General features: G+C 53.6%; 11 protein-coding genes. 9 read left to right on the top strand and 2 right to left on the bottom strand.

Going from position 1 to position 17,479, the window contains the following annotated elements; genetic code table 11:
* Positions 1-68 precede the first annotated feature (68 nt).
* Entirely contained in the window at positions 69-1,028 is a 960-nt protein-coding gene (locus BBBR_RS09270; RefSeq protein WP_003829647.1) for a L,D-transpeptidase family protein, read from the top strand.
* Between the two features lie 205 nt (positions 1,029-1,233).
* Positions 1,234-1,950, top strand: a complete 717-nt coding sequence (locus tag BBBR_RS09265; RefSeq protein ID WP_003829648.1) for a hypothetical protein — start codon at positions 1,234-1,236, stop codon at positions 1,948-1,950.
* 98 nt (positions 1,951-2,048) lie between these two features.
* Here BBBR_RS09265 and BBBR_RS09260 read toward each other — a convergent pair whose 3' ends face one another.
* The gene (locus BBBR_RS09260; RefSeq protein ID WP_003829649.1) at positions 2,049-3,014 is read right to left on the bottom strand and encodes a glycosyltransferase family 2 protein; all 966 of its coding nucleotides are present in this window, start codon (positions 3,012-3,014) and stop codon (positions 2,049-2,051) included.
* A gap of 168 nt (positions 3,015-3,182) precedes the next feature.
* Here BBBR_RS09260 and BBBR_RS09255 point away from each other — a divergent pair, with 168 nt between their 5' ends.
* The 7 genes from BBBR_RS09255 to BBBR_RS10520 all read left to right on the top strand — a co-directional run bounded on the left by BBBR_RS09255 (position 3,183) and on the right by BBBR_RS10520 (position 15,103).
* Entirely contained in the window at positions 3,183-5,273 is a 2,091-nt protein-coding gene (locus BBBR_RS09255) for a DUF7657 domain-containing protein (protein WP_003829650.1), read from the top strand.
* 49 nt (positions 5,274-5,322) lie between these two features.
* A complete protein-coding gene (gene rfbB, locus BBBR_RS09250) occupies positions 5,323-6,345 on the top strand; it encodes a dTDP-glucose 4,6-dehydratase (RefSeq protein ID WP_003829651.1) in 1,023 nt (340 codons plus the stop codon).
* A gap of 7 nt (positions 6,346-6,352) precedes the next feature.
* A complete protein-coding gene (locus BBBR_RS09245; protein WP_003829652.1) occupies positions 6,353-7,804 on the top strand; it encodes a sugar nucleotide-binding protein in 1,452 nt (483 codons plus the stop codon).
* A gap of 140 nt (positions 7,805-7,944) precedes the next feature.
* Positions 7,945-8,838, top strand: a complete 894-nt coding sequence (gene rfbA, locus BBBR_RS09240; protein ID WP_003829653.1) for a glucose-1-phosphate thymidylyltransferase RfbA — start codon at positions 7,945-7,947, stop codon at positions 8,836-8,838.
* Positions 8,839-8,915: 77 nt separating this feature from the next.
* Complete coding sequence (locus tag BBBR_RS09235) at positions 8,916-9,743, top strand: ABC transporter permease (RefSeq protein ID WP_003829655.1); 828 nt, start codon at positions 8,916-8,918, stop codon at positions 9,741-9,743.
* Between the two features lie 2 nt (positions 9,744-9,745).
* Complete coding sequence (locus BBBR_RS09230; protein ID WP_003829656.1) at positions 9,746-10,969, top strand: ABC transporter ATP-binding protein; 1,224 nt, start codon at positions 9,746-9,748, stop codon at positions 10,967-10,969.
* A 33-nt stretch (positions 10,970-11,002) separates the two neighbouring features.
* Positions 11,003-15,103 carry a glycosyltransferase family 2 protein gene (locus BBBR_RS10520; protein WP_003829657.1) on the top strand — a complete coding sequence of 1,367 codons (4,101 nt, stop codon included), beginning with the start codon at positions 11,003-11,005 and terminating at the stop codon, positions 15,101-15,103.
* Positions 15,104-15,146: 43 nt separating this feature from the next.
* Here the strand turns inward: BBBR_RS10520 and BBBR_RS09220 are convergent, their stop codons facing one another.
* Positions 15,147-17,399 carry an LTA synthase family protein gene (locus tag BBBR_RS09220; protein WP_003829658.1) on the bottom strand — a complete coding sequence of 751 codons (2,253 nt, stop codon included), beginning with the start codon at positions 17,397-17,399 and terminating at the stop codon, positions 15,147-15,149.
* Positions 17,400-17,479: the final 80 nt, after the last annotated feature.

The following is a 17,479-nucleotide window of genomic DNA, read 5'->3' as shown; positions in this document are numbered from 1 at the left end:
GTGAGCGGTGTGCTCGCACTCATATCGTTCTATGATGGAGTCTGAGAAGACTTGAGAGGTGGAACGCTATGAGAAGGACTATCACTAAGCATGCATTCGTCGTAATAGCGGTTATGGCGGCGTTTATGGCAGTGCTGTTGTCACCTATTCCACAGGCCTCAGCAGATGAGGGCTCGCGAGACATGTACCGTCTCTACAATCCGAATTCCGGCGAGCACTTCTACACGGCAGACAGCAACGAGCGCGATCATCTTACTGGCGTTGGCTGGGTGTACGAGGGTATTGGTTGGCGCGCACCGGTTCAATCGTCTGTTCCGGTGTACCGTTTGTATAACTCCAATGCCGGTGACCACCATTACACGCTGAACAGTTATGAGAGGGACATGCTTGTCTCGAAAGGTTGGCGATATGAAGGTATCGGTTGGTATTCCTCCGATACTAATCGAAGCTATCCGCTGTACCGCCAGTACAATCCGAATGCCAAAGCCGGTGCTCATAACTACACGTTGAACAGCAATGAGAAAGACATGCTGGTTCGCGCGGGTTGGCATGATGAAGGATTGGCCTGGTATGGTGTCGGTCCAGGTGAAGGAGCGCCGGTTCCGCAATATCAGCGGCCATCCGGTGGCACGTACCCGAACCTGAGCGTAACGCCGAACCTGAGTATCAATGTATCGATTGCCGATCAACGTGTATATGTCAAAAGTGGTTCAAACGTTATCTACACGCTGATTGCTTCAACGGGCGTCAACAACGCAACTCCTAGGGGAACTTTCCGTATCGGGAATCGTGGTTCCTCCTTCTACAATGCACGCGAGGGTATGGGGGCCAATTACTGGGTTGCATTTGAACCCACCAATACGTATCTTTTCCATTCGGTTCCCACGAATTCGAGTGGTCAATACATCGTCAGTGAAGGCTATAAGCTAGGTCAGCCCGCCTCACACGGATGTGTTCGCTTGAGCATCCCGGACGCTCAGTGGTTTTATCAGCAATTACCGAGTGGAACCGTGGTGCATATTTTTTGATGTCGCGAATGCGCGGTGCCGCTGATGCTGATCAATAGGCAGATACCGTTGGACTAGTGCAACTGATGATTGTCGTTGGCTTTTTGCTGGCATTAGGATTATTGATATTTCGTGGATAGTCGGCAGATATACATCTGTGTGTCGGCAGCGGCACATATCTATCATTGGTGGGGAGAGGAAAACTTAATAGAAGTGAGGAGTGGTTATGCGAATCACAATGAAGCGAATTTGTGCCGTAATTTCGGGATTGATGATGGTGCTATCTATAGCGATGGCAGTCTCCGGCCCTGCGCATGTGGCATATGCGGATGAGGGCTCCCAAGAGATGTATCGTATGTACAATCCGAATTCCGGTGAGCATTTCTATACGGCGAATAGCTATGAACGGGATAATCTGAAAAGCCTTGGCTGGCACTATGAAGGTGTCGGATGGGTGGCTCCGGTGACGTCATCGGTTCCGGTTTACCGTCTATATAATTCCAATGCCGGTGATCACCACTACACGATGAACAGCTACGAGAAGGACATGCTCGTCTCGAAGGGTTGGCGGTATGAGGGTATCGGCTGGTATTCTGCCGATACGACGAACGAATTCCCGTTGTACCGTCAATATAATCCGAATGCCAAAGCCGGCGCTCATAACTACACGTTGAATAGCAATGAGAGAGATGCACTGGTTCGTGCGGGTTGGCGTGATGAAGGTTTGGCTTGGTATGCATTAGGGCTTGGTGGGCCAGCTCAGTCGCAGCCGTCCACTCCGTCGCGGCCGTCTGGCCCTGCAACGGTTCCCGGGGCCATTACCCCTGGTGCATGGTGCAAGAAGATTGAAGCAGGCCAATACGGGCGCAGCGAAGATGGAGATTTGTACCAGTGCTCGTATCAGCCTGGTGACAAAATACCGCATTGGTATCGAGTGCAGTGAGTGTGACCAATAGACACTGATTACACATTCATGAGCCGTCCGCAACAAGTCAATCTAGTTGCGGACGGCTCATCAGTATATAAGAGCGTTTCCATGCTCTATTCAGAACGTTGACGCTTAGTGAAGTGTCGCCTGAGGTATGCGAATTGGTTGGTGTCGGTGATGAAGGTCTTGCGGTCGTTCTTGGCGATGACGTCGAGGATGATGCCGGTGGCGAACAGCAGCAGGCCGACGATGACGAGCATGATGGCGCCGATGAGCGTGGGGAAGCGGGCCACGAGCCCGGTCTTGGTGAACTCGTAGGTGACCCCCCCGCACAGCAGGATGCCGATGGCGCCGATGAGAAGGCCGATGGTGCCGAAGAAGGGCAGGGGCTTGTATTCGCGGATCATGCGGAATATGGTGCTCATGACCTTGATACCGTCGCCCACGGTGTCGAGCTTGGATACTGATCCGGCGGGCCGGTCCCGGTACTGGATGGGCATCTCGTAGAGCCGTAGGTTGTTGTTCAGCGAGTGGATGGTCATCTCGGTCTCGACTTCGAAGCCGCGCGAGAGCACGGGATAGGTCTTGACGAACGTGAAGCTGAACGCCCGGTATCCGGTCATGATGTCGGTGACATGCGCATTGAACAGGCCGTTGATGGAACCGCGGACCAGCCGGTTGCCGAAGTTGTGGAAGGGCCGCTTGTTCTCTTGGAAGTAGGTGGAGGAGAGCCGGTCGCCGATGACCATGTCGTAGCCGTCGAGCACCTTGGACACCATGGCGGGTGCCGCGTCGGCCGGGTAGGTGTCGTCGCCGTCGGCCATGACGTACACGTCCGCGTCGATGTCCTCGAACATGGCCCGGATCACGTTGCCCTTGCCCTGGCGGGGCTCGCGGCGAACGATGGCGCCCTCGGCTGCGGCGATCTCGGCGGTGCGGTCGGTGGAGTTGTTGTCGTACACGTAGACCGTAGCATCCGGCAGCGCGGCCTTGAAGTTGCGCACCACCTTGCCGATCGTGACCTCCTCGTTAAAACAAGGAAGAAGCACCGCAACGGAAGGCTGATTATTCTCGAACATGGTGGTTACTATACTTGTTGGCCAGTACCCGTGTGCGACACTTAAGGAAGTATTTTGGCAACAAAGCGACTGCAAGGGACGCGTTACTCTAAGCCATCACCTCTTGCTGCCCGAGGTTTTCTTATCCGCCTGATAGCGGTATTCATATGCGCAGCAGTGGCGTCAAGCATGGTTATGTCGGCGTATCCAAGCATTCGCGAACGTCTGTTTCGGCTGGCTCCTGTTGCTTCAACGGAGTCTGTTCCGGTGCTGTGCATCCGGTTCCTGCTGATATTGATGCCTCTGCTGGTGATTGGCGCCATGATTGCTTTTGGCGTGAAGCCGGTGGGTATGTGGATGCACCGCCATCGCTTCATACTCGGAGCAAGTGTCATAGCGGCTTGCGTGCTGTTGAATATTAGCGGCTCATCCATAGGCATGTGGAATTACTGGCTGGGACATGACATGTCTACGGACGTGGTATGGGGAACCCCTCGCATAATACGAACCGACGAATATGTGGTGGGCACTCCTCTGGCTTTTTCGCAAAGCTACTCCGGGTATAGCTACTTTAATGATTTGTTTGGCAATAAACCGGCGGACATGTTCATCGTCAAGGATGCACCTGTGCTGGCTCTTGCCGAGTTGTTTAGGCCGTTCCATTGGGGGTATATCCTCTTCGGCAGTAGCCGAGGACTTGCTTTTTATTGGTCTGCGCGCCTAGTGGTACTTTTCTTGGCCGCATATGAGTTCTTCCTCTGCATCAGCAATGATCGCCGGCAGGAGAAACACAAGGGTGTAGCGTTCGTTGGTGCAATCCTCATTGCATGTGCCCCGTTGGTGCAATGGTGGTTCGCAGTCAACGCACTGCCTGAGATGCTTATCGCAATATTCGTGTCCATCGTGTGCTTTGATCGATATCTTGGCGATACCGAGTCTGGCCATAGGGCCGCATATGCCGCAGTGATTCTGATATGCGCCGGGATGTTTGCACTGACCTTGTATCCCGCATGGCAAATCTCTCTGGGTTATCTTCTTGCGGTGCTGATTCTTTGTATTGTCATACGGCATTGGGGACATATTCGAATTTCACAGAAAGACGCCCTGATTTTTGTGGGCGAAATTGCCTTATTCTGTGTGATTCTTGGCTCTGCAGTGGTGACTTCGTGGGGCACAATTCAATCCATGCTGCACACGGCATATCCGGGCGCAAGGCAATCCATCGGAGGAGGGCTGCCCCCTCTGTCGCTGATATCATCCGTGGGCACTCTCTTTTTCCCGTTCAAGGATTATGCCGTTGACTCTGTAACAACAAATATGGTTGAGGCATCACGTTTCGTAGATCTATTCCCGCTCGGAATAATTCTTGCCGTATTCGGCATGATAAAGCGCAAAAAAGTGGATGTGCTTAGTGCCTGGCTTATTACAGTCATAACGTTGTTCTCAGTATTTGCCTGCGTGGGTATGCCGCTTTGGCTTTCTAAGATAATGATGTTGACTTCTGTGACTAGCGGCCGATGCGTGGTGGTTTTGGGCGTTGCGAATATCGCAGTGTTGGTGCGTGCGGCGGCCATTATCGATGGCGAACTTTCTTGGAAGCAGTCATTACTGGTGACTTTTGTGTTTGCCGCGATATTGGCATGGGCTAATCATGCGATGTATCTCTCGTACATTGGGCGGCTGCTGGTCGTGGTGTGTTTTGCCATAGCGGGTTTGCTCAGTTTCGCTGTTCTGAATAACGGCGTAATTGCTCGCACAGTTGTGGCGCCAATTGTGTCCGTTGGGCTGTTGGTATCAGGTTTGTCTGTGAATCCTGTGCAGTATGGGAGTGCGCCCGTGACTAAGCAGCCGCTGATACAACAAGTGCAGTCGCTGCAATCTGAGAATCCAGGAATGTGGGCAATAGATGATGCATTCGGCTCTCAGCTGGCGAATCTTGCAGTGGCAAATGGAATAAACACATTGAATGCGTTGGAAGTCACTCCTGATCTTGCCACATGGAAGAAGCTTGATCCCAATGGACAATGGGAAGAAATCTACAATCGGTATGCATTTGTTTCTGTGAATGTCGTGGAACAGGAGTCGGCCGATGTGTTCACATTAGTCGCGCCTGATTCGTTTACCGTGCATGTCACGCCGGAGCAATTGCGCAAGCTAGGTGTGAGCAATGTGCTTTCTCCGCAGAAACTGGATGCGATGCAGTTCAATGGGTATTCGTTCGAGCGCATTGGCGAAACGATTAATGGGCGAACCCCATATCGGATTGTTCAGCACCAGTAACAATGTCTTTTCTCGCCGTCTCGGTATGCCTGACGGTATGCTGTAGGTTATGGCTGAAGAACTGTTTACTCCCCATAACATCATTGTGACCGGTGGCTGTGGTTTCATCGGTTCGAATTTCGTCCATTACGTGTACAACAACCATCCGGACGTGCATGTGACGGTTTTGGACGCGTTGACGTATGCGGGCAACCTGGAGAACATCAGGGGCATCCTGGGCGACCGTGTGGAGTTCGTGCACGGCAACATCTGCGACGCCGAGCTGCTCGACAAGATCGTGCCGGGTCATGACGCGATCGTGCACTACGCCGCGGAATCCCACAACGACAACTCGATCGCGAACCCGGAGCCGTTCCTGAAGACGAACGTGGAGGGCACGTTCCGCCTGTTGGAGGCGGCCCGCAAGTACGACGTGCGCTACCACCACGTGAGCACGGACGAGGTGTACGGCGACCTGGCTTTGGACGATCCGGCCAAGTTCACGGAGCGGACCCCGTACCATCCGTCCAGCCCGTACAGCTCGACGAAGGCGAGCTCCGACCTGCTGGTGCGCGCATGGCACCGCACGTTCGGCATCCGCGCCACGATCAGCAACTGCTCGAACAACTACGGCCCCTTCCAGCATGTGGAGAAGTTCATCCCGCGCCAGATCACGAACATCCTTGAGGGCCTGCGCCCGAAGCTGTACGGCAACGGGGAGAACGTGCGCGACTGGATCCATACGGACGACCACTCCACCGGCGTGTGGACCATCCTGACCAAGGGCCGTCTGGGCGAGACCTACCTGATCGGCGCGGACGGGGAACGCAACAATATCACCGTGCTGCGCGACATCCTGACCGTGATGGGCAAGAGCCCGGACGCGTTCGACTGGGTGAAGGACCGTCCCGGCCACGACCGCCGCTACGCGATCGACTCCACCAAGCTGCGGACCGAGCTCGGCTGGAAGCCGACGCACACGGACTTCCAGAAGGGCCTGGAGCAGACCATCAAGTGGTACACGGACAACCGTGCCTGGTGGGAGCCGGCCAAGGCCGCCACCGAAGCCAAGTACAAGCAGCAGGGACAGTGATCCGATCATGGCATTTGAATTCGAGAAGGAACTGAAGGTCGAGAAGACGAACATCCCGGGCCTTCTGGTGTTCGACCTGCCGGTGCATGGCGACAACCGTGGCTGGTTCAAGGAAAACTGGCAGCGCGCCAAGATGATGGGTCTGGGTCTGCCGGACTTCGGCCCGGTGCAGAACAACATCAGCTACAACGCCACCAAGGGCGTCACCCGTGGCATTCACGCGGAGCCGTGGGACAAGTACATCAGCATCGCGGCCGGCGAGGTCTTCGGCGCATGGGTTGACCTGCGCCCGGGCGAGAGCTTCGGCCAGGTGTACACGACCCGTTTGGATCCGTCCAAGGCAATCTACGTGCCTCGCGGCGTGGGCAACAGCTTCCAGGCACTGCAGGACGGCACGGTGTACACGTATCTGGTGAACGCGCACTGGTCGCTCGAACAGAAGAAAACCTACACGTTCGTGAACCTTGCGGATCCGGAACTGAACATCCAGTGGCCGATTCCGCTGGAGGAGTCCGAGCGCAGCGAGGCCGATCTGCACCATCCGATGCTCAAGGACGCCAAGCCCATGGCTCCCAAGCGCACCCTGGTGACGGGCTGCAACGGCCAGCTGGGCCACGCGATTCGCGCCTACGCGGAAGCGCATGGTCTGGAGGGCTTCGAGTACACGGACATCGACGAGTTCGACTTCTCCGACCCGAAGGCATACGAGGCATACGATTGGAGCCTGTACGGCACGATCATCAACGCCGGTGCCTACACGGCCGTCGACAAGGCCGAGACCGCTGAAGGCCGTCCGATCGCGTGGAAGGCGAATGCCCAGGGTCCGGCTCTGCTGGCCAAGGTGGCCAAGGACCACCACATCACCCTCGTGCACGTGAGTTCGGATTATGTGTTCGACGGCACCGCCAAGGAACACACGGAGACGGAGGCGTTCGCCCCGCTTGGCGTGTACGGCCAGACCAAGGCTGCGGGCGACATCGCCGTGGCCAACGCACCCGAGCATTACATCCTGCGTTCCAGCTGGGTGATCGGCGAGGGGCGCAACTTCGTGAAGACCATGATGATGCTGTCCAACAAGGTCGCCGACCCGGCCGACAAGCTGAATCAGGTCACCGTGGTGGACGACCAGTACGGTCGCCTGACCTTCACCCGCGACATGGCCGAGGCGATCTTCCACCTGCTTGACAGCCACGCCCCCTACGGCACCTACAACCTGACCGGTTCCGGCGCCGTGAAGTCCTGGGCTGATATCGCGGCCGAGGTGTTCGACCTGACGAACGGCAACGGCAGCAAGGTCAAGCCCATCAGCACCGCCGAGTACTTCGCGAACGCGACCAACCCGGTATCTCCGCGTCCGGTCAACTCCGCACTGGATCTTGCCAAGATCGGTGAAGCCGGATACGCGCCCGCTGACTGGGAAGAGACCCTCAAGACCTACGTGCAGAAGGAACTCGGCTGATAGCTGTTCATAACAGTTGACTTCAAGTGATAAAACCGCGCAGGCTCTCTGCGTGGTTTTTCATTTTGAATAAGAGTTAGCTAAGCTGAATATGTTTGTAGACGAATAATGAGTAAAACGTTGTGGAAAGCAGGTTTTTCATGAAAGGCATCATTCTCGCTGGAGGTTCGGGCACGAGACTGTACCCTCTGACCACGGTGACCTCGAAGCAGCTGCTTCCCGTGTATGACAAGCCGATGATCTACTACCCGTTGAGCGTGCTGATGATGGCGGGCATCCGTGACATTCTGATCATCTCCACGCCGAAGGATCTGCCGAACTTCGAGCGTTTGTTGGGAGACGGCTCCCAGTATGGCGTGAGCTTCTCTTACAAGGTGCAGCCTTCCCCGGATGGCCTGGCCCAGGCATTCATCCTCGGCGAGGAGTTCATCGATGGTGAGCCGTGCGCGCTGGTGCTCGGCGACAACATCTTCTACGGCAACGGTTTGGGCAGGACACTGCGCAAGGCCGCCACGGTGGAACATGGTGCCACAGTGTTCGGCTACTACGTCGACGATCCTGAGCGATACGGCGTGGTCGAATTCGATGAGAACAAGAAGGCCATCTCCATCGTTGAGAAGCCGGAGCACCCGGCCAGCAACTATGCGGTGACCGGCCTGTACTTCTACGACGAACGCGTCACCGAGTTCGCCAAGCAGGTCAGGCCGTCCCCCCGTGGCGAGCTGGAGATTACCGATCTGAACAAGATGTATCTGGAAGACGGCACCCTCAATGTGCAGACGCTTGGCCGCGGCTATGCCTGGCTGGATACCGGCACCATGGACTCCCTGTATGAGGCAGGCGAATTCGTGCGCACCGTGCAGCGTGCTCAGGGCCTGCCGATCGCCGTTGCCGAAGAAATCGCTTTTGAGAACGGTTGGATTACTCGTGATGAGCTGATGGAGGCCGCTGTGAAGTATGGCAAGAGCCCGTATGGCAAGCATCTGAAGGATGTGGCGGATAATAAGTTCATCGTCAAACCGATGGATCGATAGACCTTCACTGAAAACCCGCATAGATTGTTAGTCCGCGCTGATAAAATATGCGGGTTTGTTGTATTTGAGGAGCAATTTTGAACATCACGGAAATCTTCACCAGGAAGAACCGCCTATTACTGAAGGCGATGGTTAGCACCGACTTCAAACTTCGTTACCAGCAGTCCTTCTTGGGATACATCTGGTCTGTGCTCAAGCCACTGATGCTGTTCACCATCATGTATCTCGTGTTCGTCCGGTTCCTGAAGTTCGGTGCTGATGTGCCTCACTTCTCCGTGGCGCTTTTGCTGGGCATCATCATGTGGAATTTCTTCAACGAAACCACTACCGGCGGCATGATGTCGATTGTGGGGCATGGTGATCTGCTGCGCAAGATTCACTTCTCGAAGTATGTGATTGTCATTGCCTCATCCATGAGCGCCATGATTAACTTCGGCATCAACTTTGTTGTGGTGGTGGTATTTGCTCTGATTAACGGCGTCAGTCTTACCTGGTCGTGGTTGCTGATGGTTCCTCTGGTGCTTGAGTTGTATATGCTGTCGTTGGGAATCGCTTTCTTCCTCAGTGCCGTGTATGTCAATCTGCGTGACTTGAACCCCATCTGGGAAGTGGTAATGCAGGCTGGATTCTATGCCACGCCTATTATCTACCCTATTTCCCTTATCACTTCAAAGGCGGGCGAATATGGTCCGATATTTGCCCGGCTCGATCTGATTCTCAACCCAGTGGCGCAAATCGTTCAGGATGCGCGTCATGTGATGATTAGCCCTGCAAATCAGACCATTTGGCAGTGGGTGGATAACCCATTCCTGCAGTGCTGGCCGATTATTCTTTCTGTACTGATCTTCTTGGGTGGTTTGAAGTATTTCACCGTTAAATCCCAGTACTTCGCGGAGTTGGTGTGACGATGAACAAGATGGACAAAGCGATGGAGCAGAAGAACGCTGACCGACCGGTGGCGCTCAAGGTGGAGCACGTATCCAAGAACTTCAAACTTCCGGTTGAACGTGCTGGCAGCCTGAAGAACATGCTGTTCAATTGGCTCCGTGGCATTCGCGGGTACCGTACGCAGGAAGTGCTGAAAGACATCACCTTTGATATCAAACAAGGTGAGTTTTTCGGCATTGTCGGTAAGAACGGCTCTGGTAAATCCACTCTGCTGAAACTGATTTCCCAGATTTACACGCCGAATACAGGCACAATCGAGGTGGACGGCAAACTCGTGCCCTTTATTGAGTTGGGTGTTGGATTCAATCCTGAACTGACTGGCCGCGAGAACGTATATCTCAATGGTGCCATGCTTGGTTTCTCCAACGACGAGATTGATGCCATGTATGACGACATCGTGGAGTTCGCCGAACTCGGCGACTTCATGGAACAGAAGCTGAAGAACTACTCCAGCGGTATGCAAGTGCGTCTGGCATTCTCTGTGGCAATTAAATCGCAGGGCGACATCCTCGTTCTTGATGAGGTGCTTGCCGTGGGCGATGAAGCTTTCCAGAAGAAGTGCCAGAACTATTTCTTTGAGGCGAAGCGCAACAAGAAGACGGTTATTCTGGTCACCCACTCCATGCCGGATGTGCGCAGGTATTGCGATCGGGCAATGCTCATTCAGGACGGCTATATTGCGAAGATCGGCGACCCTGACGAGATTGCCGATGCTTACTCGGATTCGTTCCTTCCCCCGCGCGAAGTAGTGGAGGCACGGCAAAAGGAAGCGGCTATTCGCAATGCCGTGACCGTGAATGCCGTAAACGTTGCCGTCGATGGCGAGACGCAGAAATTCCTGGATACGCGCGAGGACTTCACCATGAATGTTGACTTCGAATGCGATCGTCCGGTTCCTGCGAACCAGCTGTTCATCGATGTGTTTGATGGCCGCAATGTTCCCGTGCTTTCCATGCCGTTTGGCTTCGAGGACGATAAGATTTCAGCCGGTAAGCATACGGCCGAATTTGCGGTGAAGAATGTGCTCGCATTTGGCGATTTCCGCATCTGTATTGCTCTGCAGACGGACTCTGAGCGTTTGCAGTTGGCAGAGAATGCCTGCAGATTCCACATCAAGGGATCCGCTGCGGAAGTGATGTCAGTGGTGAACCCGGACAATACGGTGCAAGTGACAATCGATTAATCCGTCTGCTGAGATGATAAGGACAGAACAAGCATGCTGACGCTGTTGAATGATCGTACATATCAGGTAACAGTCGAAAAAGTAGAGAACGTCAAGGTTGGGGAACAGTCTCGGACTATAGTGACCGGCTGGGCGGTTGACAAGATGAGGCAGACCGCCCTACCACTGGCTGTAGCCGGCACGGGTATGACGGTATCGCGGAATACTCGTGTTGATCTGGAAAAGACGTATGGATTGGATCCCAGCGATCAAGCAGGCTTCACGATTGTTATTCCTCAGGGAGTGCAGAATTTCGACTTGATGTGTCAGGCGCCTGGCACGACCATGACAAGGCACATCAATGTTCAGCGTTTGATGAGTCGATTCCGCATGCAATACATCAGCACCCGCGTGCACAGGCTCATGTTTTATGCCGCGCACCTTGGCAATCGCGAGGCGATGAAGGATTTGCGAGACGCGGTAAGGCGTCGTGTTGTTGGTGAGACGGATTTTTACGATTCCTGGATTCAGCGTCATGAAACGATGACTCAGCAGGAAGCTGAGCCCGTCATTGCCGCATTTTCCAAGACTCCGCTCATCTCTGTGGTGACACCTGTGTACAACGTGGACGAGGTCTGGCTGCGCAAATGCGTTGAATCCATGCAAAACCAGTGGTACACCAACTGGGAATTGTGCCTGGCTGATGACCATTCGCCTTCTGCGCACGTCAAGCCGCTGCTGGAAGAGCTTGCCGCGAGCGATCCCCGTATCAAGATTGTCTTTCGTGACAGCAACGGACGTATTGCGGCGGCGACGAATTCTGCCATAGAACTCGCTACTGGTGATTACGTCGGCTTCATGGACAATGACGATGAACTGGCACCGCAGGCGTTGTTTGAAGTCGTCCGAGCGTTGAATGACCAGCCCGATACGGATTTCGTGTATTCCGATGAAGACAAGATTAACGAGCAGGGCAAGCGCTTTGACCCGTTCTTCAAGCCGGATTATTCGCCAAACCTATTGCTCGGTCATAACTACATCACTCATTTCGTCGTAGTGAGCCGTGCGCTGTTGGACAAGGTTGGCGCATTGCGCAGCGAATACGACGGCAGCCAGGATTATGACTTCGTGCTGCGTGCCACCGAGCATGCACATCACGTTCATCATATTCCGCAGATGCTGTACCACTGGCGCACCCTTGCAAGCTCCGTGGCCGGAGACCCCCGAAGCAAGATGTATGCCTATGAGGCTGGTCGCAAGGCGATCGAAGCGGCCTTGGAGCGTCGAGGAATAGCCGGTGACGTGCGAATGCTCGACAATCTCGGTACGTATAAGATTGACTATGCCGATTACACTCCGACAGTTGCGGTGGTTGCTTCTTCTCTGTCTGATGCGCAAGTGAAGCAGCTACGAGAGATGACGGATTATCCGTCGTTCACTGTGATTGCTGCTGCAGCGGATTCCGTCAATGATGTGGCAAAACGTCGTTCTGAAGATGTGATTGTGCTGTTGAACGGCATGAAGCCGACCGATGGCACATGGCTACGCGAAATGGTGAATTATGCGCGTCCCTCTTCTGTTGGCGTTGTGGGCGGTAAGGTGTTTGATACCAAGAAGCGTGTGCTCAATGTGGGCGTCACTCTTCGGGCGTTGAAGCAATGTGAGCCTTTTGAAATGCGCGGTTCCTGGGATGAAGGAATCGGTTACTACTTCAGAGATCTGCTTCCTCGTGACATGTTCGCGGCCACGGAAGATTGCATGCTGGTGCGTCGCAAGGAATTCGTGGAAATAGGCGGACTCAATACGCGCCTGGCAGAGGGACTGCGCGGTATTGACTATTGCGCTCGCATGTATCAGCAGTCCGGTCATACTGTGCTTTGGGAGCCGTATTCGGTTTTCACGGATTGCAAGCGTACTCACTTGTCAATCAATAAGGATGACATTGCAGAATATCTGAAGATGCATCGCGAGATCGTTGATCCGTTTGCGGCTGCATGCTTCCCGCCTGCTTCCGAGGAACAGCGGGGCATTGTATACAACCTTGATCAAGTGGATGCTAAGCAAGACGGATCCACTGTGCTCGTCAACGGATGGGCTGCCGATATACACGGTGGTGAACAGGTTGATATCTCTTTGGCGGAATCTCCTGTGGCGAGTTTGCGCAGCCTGAGCCGTTACGGTCGTCCTGACGTGAATGCAATAACTACGGTTCCCCCAGATTCTATTCTTGGTTTCCGTGCAGAAATATCGGTGCCGGGTGGACGCAAGCAATTGGCGAACGACAAGCTGCGTCTGCGTATGAGGACCTCCACAGATAGTCAGGAAGTCGTCATCCCGGTTCAGTCGTCGCCTGTTCTTGCGGGATTGTCGAACTTCCTGCGCAAGGTTGCACTACTGGGACATCCGCGTCGTACCACGAGGCGTCTGCTGGATAAGTATTGGGGCCCTCGTTGGCAGAAGCACGTGTACCATAACCTCATTCGTCGAACAGAGCGCTACGACGAGACGGCAGTGCGCAATGAGATTTCCTTGTTTGCATATCAGCCGTTGATTTCACTGCTGGTGCCGGTATATAACGTGGAGCCGAAGTGGCTGGAAAAGTGTGTGGATTCGGTTCGTAACCAGTCATACCCCAACTGGGAGTTGTGCCTGGCTGATGATCATTCGTCCGAGCCGCATGTGCGTCCGCTGCTTGAACGGTATGCACAGCAGGATTCTCGCATCAAAGTGGTGTTCCGCCCTGAAAACGGGCACATTTCCAGAGCAACGAATTCGGCTTTGGAAGAGGCCTCAGGAGAGTTCGTCGGTTTGCTTGACAATGACGATGAACTGGCTCCCCAGGCACTGTTTGAGGTAGTGAAGACCCTCAATGAGCATCCGGACACAGATCTTATCTACAGTGACGAAGACAAAGAGGACGAAGAGGGGAACCGCTTCGACCCGCATTTCAAGCCGAACTATTCTCCCGATTTGCTGATGAGTACTAACTACATCAGTCATTTCGGTGTGTATCGAAAGAGCATCGTAGATGAAATCGGTGGTTTCCGGGTCGGCTATGAGGGCTCGCAGGACTATGATCTGGTGCTTCGCTTCGTAGAAAAAACCACTCCTGATCACATCCAGCACATCGCGAAGGTGCTCTATCATTGGCGCACTTTGGCAACTTCTACCGCGTCTAGCGGCGGTGCCAAGAGCTACACATCCGACGCTGGTTTGCGCGCATTGCAGTCGGCGGTTGACAGACGCGGTATTCAGGCTGAAGTGGTTTCCGCCGGTCCGAATGGCATTTATAACGTGCATTACGATGTCTCCGGCGACGAGCTAGTGTCGGTAATCATCCCGACGAAGAACGGGTACGACAATATCGAACGTTGTGTCAGCTCAATTATTGACAAGACGGACTACCCCAATTATGAGATCATCATTGCTGATAACGGCAGTGACAACCCGCATATGCAGGATTTGTATCAGCGTTTTGCCAAGAAGCTTGGTGATCGTTTCCGTGTGGAAGAGATTGACATTCCGTTCAACTTCTCGCGGATTAACAATATAGCTGCTCAAAAAGCTTCCGGTCGTTACTTGCTGTTCCTCAACGACGATACTGAAGTCATCAGCCCATCTTGGATGACCAGAATGGTGTCGTTCGCGCAGCTGGATCGAATCGGCGTCGTGGGAGCAAAGCTGTACTATCCCACTGAGACCATTCAGCATGCAGGTATCGTGCTCGGCCTCGGCGGGGCTGCTGGGCATATTCAGGTTGGCTTCCCCCGTGGAGATTTTGGCTACTTTGGCCGACTCGTCGAGAGCGTCAATTACTCTGCCGTCACGGCAGCATGCTGCATGGTGAAAGCTGATGACTTCCGTGCGGTACATGGCTTTGATGAGGCTTTGGCGGTTGCATATAACGATGTCGACTTGTGCATTCGGATTCACGAACAGCTTGGACGTGACATCGTGTGGGCGCATGAGGCGGAGCTATACCACTACGAGTCCGTCACGCGTGGATACGATATTGAAAGCAAGAAAAAGAAGGCTCGACTAGATCGGGAATCTGCGAAATTCCGTAAGAAGTATGCCGAAATCGTAGATAACGATCCGTATTACAATCCAAACCTGTCTCGTACATCAGGCAACTATTGGGTTCGAGAGAAGTAAGCGATTCGTGGGGCATTGGACAACCGTCTGATGCCCCTTTTGCTTACTTAACTGCAAAGAATCCATCGTCGTTAAGGTAGCCCTTACCCTTACTCATGTCGTATTGCACGAGACGGTAATCATTTAGTAGTTGATTGGCTTCCTTGGAGAGATCCTTACGCTTGACGCGGTTTCCTTCAGCATCCAGATAGGCGGTGCTGCCATCGCCCCAGGAATCGTTGGAGCTGATCAGTCGGCTGATTGCCGGAATCTGCGCTTGCACCTGCGTCAGCATTTCCAGATAAGGTGACACCTTGGCATTCATATGTTCAGCAGCCAAAGCCATGAAAGAGTTCGATGAGACATAGCCGGCGGTCTGCGGGTCGAGTTTGACACCGGCAGACGCGGACGCCTGATTTGACCATATAAAGTAATCGGTCTCATGCATGACAAGAGTATTGTTCTTGTCTTTGGTCGCGGTGCTGTAGATGCCGGGCAGATGATCGCCGTAGAAGATAACGGTGACTGGCTTATCAACTGCATTGAGCTGGTTCAAAAAGTCCGCAGTCTCCTGATCAGTGAGGCTGATGCCCTTGGCGTAATTATCGATAGACTGTTTCTCTTCGTCGGAGAGTTGGGAAACATCGGCTTCTTTGAACTGGTTGTCCGCGTAGAAATCATTGTAGGGCGCATGATTCTGCATGGTAACCAGCTGGATGAACTGGGTGTGATCATTGCTGTTGATTGAATCAAGAACGTTCTGGTACGAGGCGGCATCGCTCACATAGGGAGAACTATCGATGTGATCTTGATGTGTGATGGGAGGTTTGCTATCAAGCGAATACAACTTGCTGAAACCAAATTTTTTGTAGTTGCTATCGCGCAGATACATGTTCTTGAAGTATGGGTGGAACGCCACGGAACCATTCTTGCCGTAAGCATCATTCCATATTTGGTTGAACGTATAAGGCGTTTTCTGGTGCGGGACAAGCTCCTGATAAGGCGATTGCATGGAATTGTCGAACAACGCCAGGCTAAGGCCTGTTAATGCCTGATGTTCGATATTGGCTGTGCCTCCACCGATGCCCGGCGAGAGCATCAGGCCTGAAGTGGTAGTGCCTTCAAGGGCGTGAATATTCGGCATCGGATCTTCAGTGAGTTCAACTCCCGGCGCGCGAGTTGGGTCGGAGAATGATTCCGAAAGAATCATGACTACGGTACTGTCGGTGAGGTTATTGGCACGTGCCTCGTTAGTGGCTTGGGCGCTTTCCTTATAACGTTTAGCCAAAGCCTCCATGGTCTCTTTGTTGTAATCCTTGGGCTTATCCATGGTTTTTGCGTGTGCCAGCCGCAGAAAGTCCATGGTTGGGCCGTTATAGGTGGCGTCGACAACTGTGCTCCATAGCAGGGGATCATCGCCTAGACTCTTTGCCCACTTGTAAGACCATGAGCCGTTGGCTCCCAGATTCCAAGTGAACGACCAGAGCAGAGTAACGCTGAGTACCGCGGCAATGATGCGTGTGCAATTGCCGATGATGGTCTTGGTATTGCGGAATGGGCGCCACCAGTGAAATGGAATCACGCAGCGGCGGCCATCGATAAGCTGCAATGCCAAGCAGATAATAGTCAGCCAGATAAGCATGGTAATGGTGCCGTCGACCAGCGGCTGGCTGTCTTTAGGGATGAATGATGTGATTTCCCCACCGTTGCCGCTGGAGAGGAATCCCAAATCAGAAGGAATGATGGGTTCGTTGCGCAGATCGACCTTAATGCTATTCGCCACAGCGTAGGTTGACGTGATGATGGCAAATACCGCTGTTGCCACCCAGAACCGGTTCAAGACAAATATCAGTACGAGGTATACCATGCCTAGTACTAGGAAGTTGAGCAGCCAGACGTAGTTGTGTTCCATCCACATCTGGGCAACGAATTTCGTCAGCTGCCCAGCCGCGCTATTGAACATTTTGGTGGTGTCATCTACTGCATCCGGATCGGCATATGTGGGTTCCTCGTACATGCTCCATTGGATGAACAGCACTGCTGCGGCGTCAACCATTACCATGACCACTACGTACAACGTGTAGGGGCAGCGGGGGCGCTTCTTCAATAGTGTGCGCAAGAAAGATATGGCTTTGGCCAGCATGACCATGGGCTTTGAAGCCATCAATATGCTAAAGTTCAACGCGAAAGGCAGCGGCAATTTGTTGCTCTGCTGATCGTCATTCTGTTTTGAGGGAACAGCTGGGACTTCGGTTTTTCCCATATCCGTGCCAGACTCTTGCGCTGAAGGTTCCTGGTCGTTTTGGATGTCGTCCACTCTGCTCGCTCATTTCTATAAACAACGTACTTGAGCATTGTAATAAGAAGCCCAAGATAAAGTCATCCCTAAATGTGCTG

The sequence above is a fragment of the Bifidobacterium breve DSM 20213 = JCM 1192 genome (assembly GCF_001025175.1).
GTDB lineage: Bacteria > Actinomycetota > Actinomycetes > Actinomycetales > Bifidobacteriaceae > Bifidobacterium > Bifidobacterium breve.
This window is presented reverse-complemented; position numbering and strand designations above follow the sequence as displayed.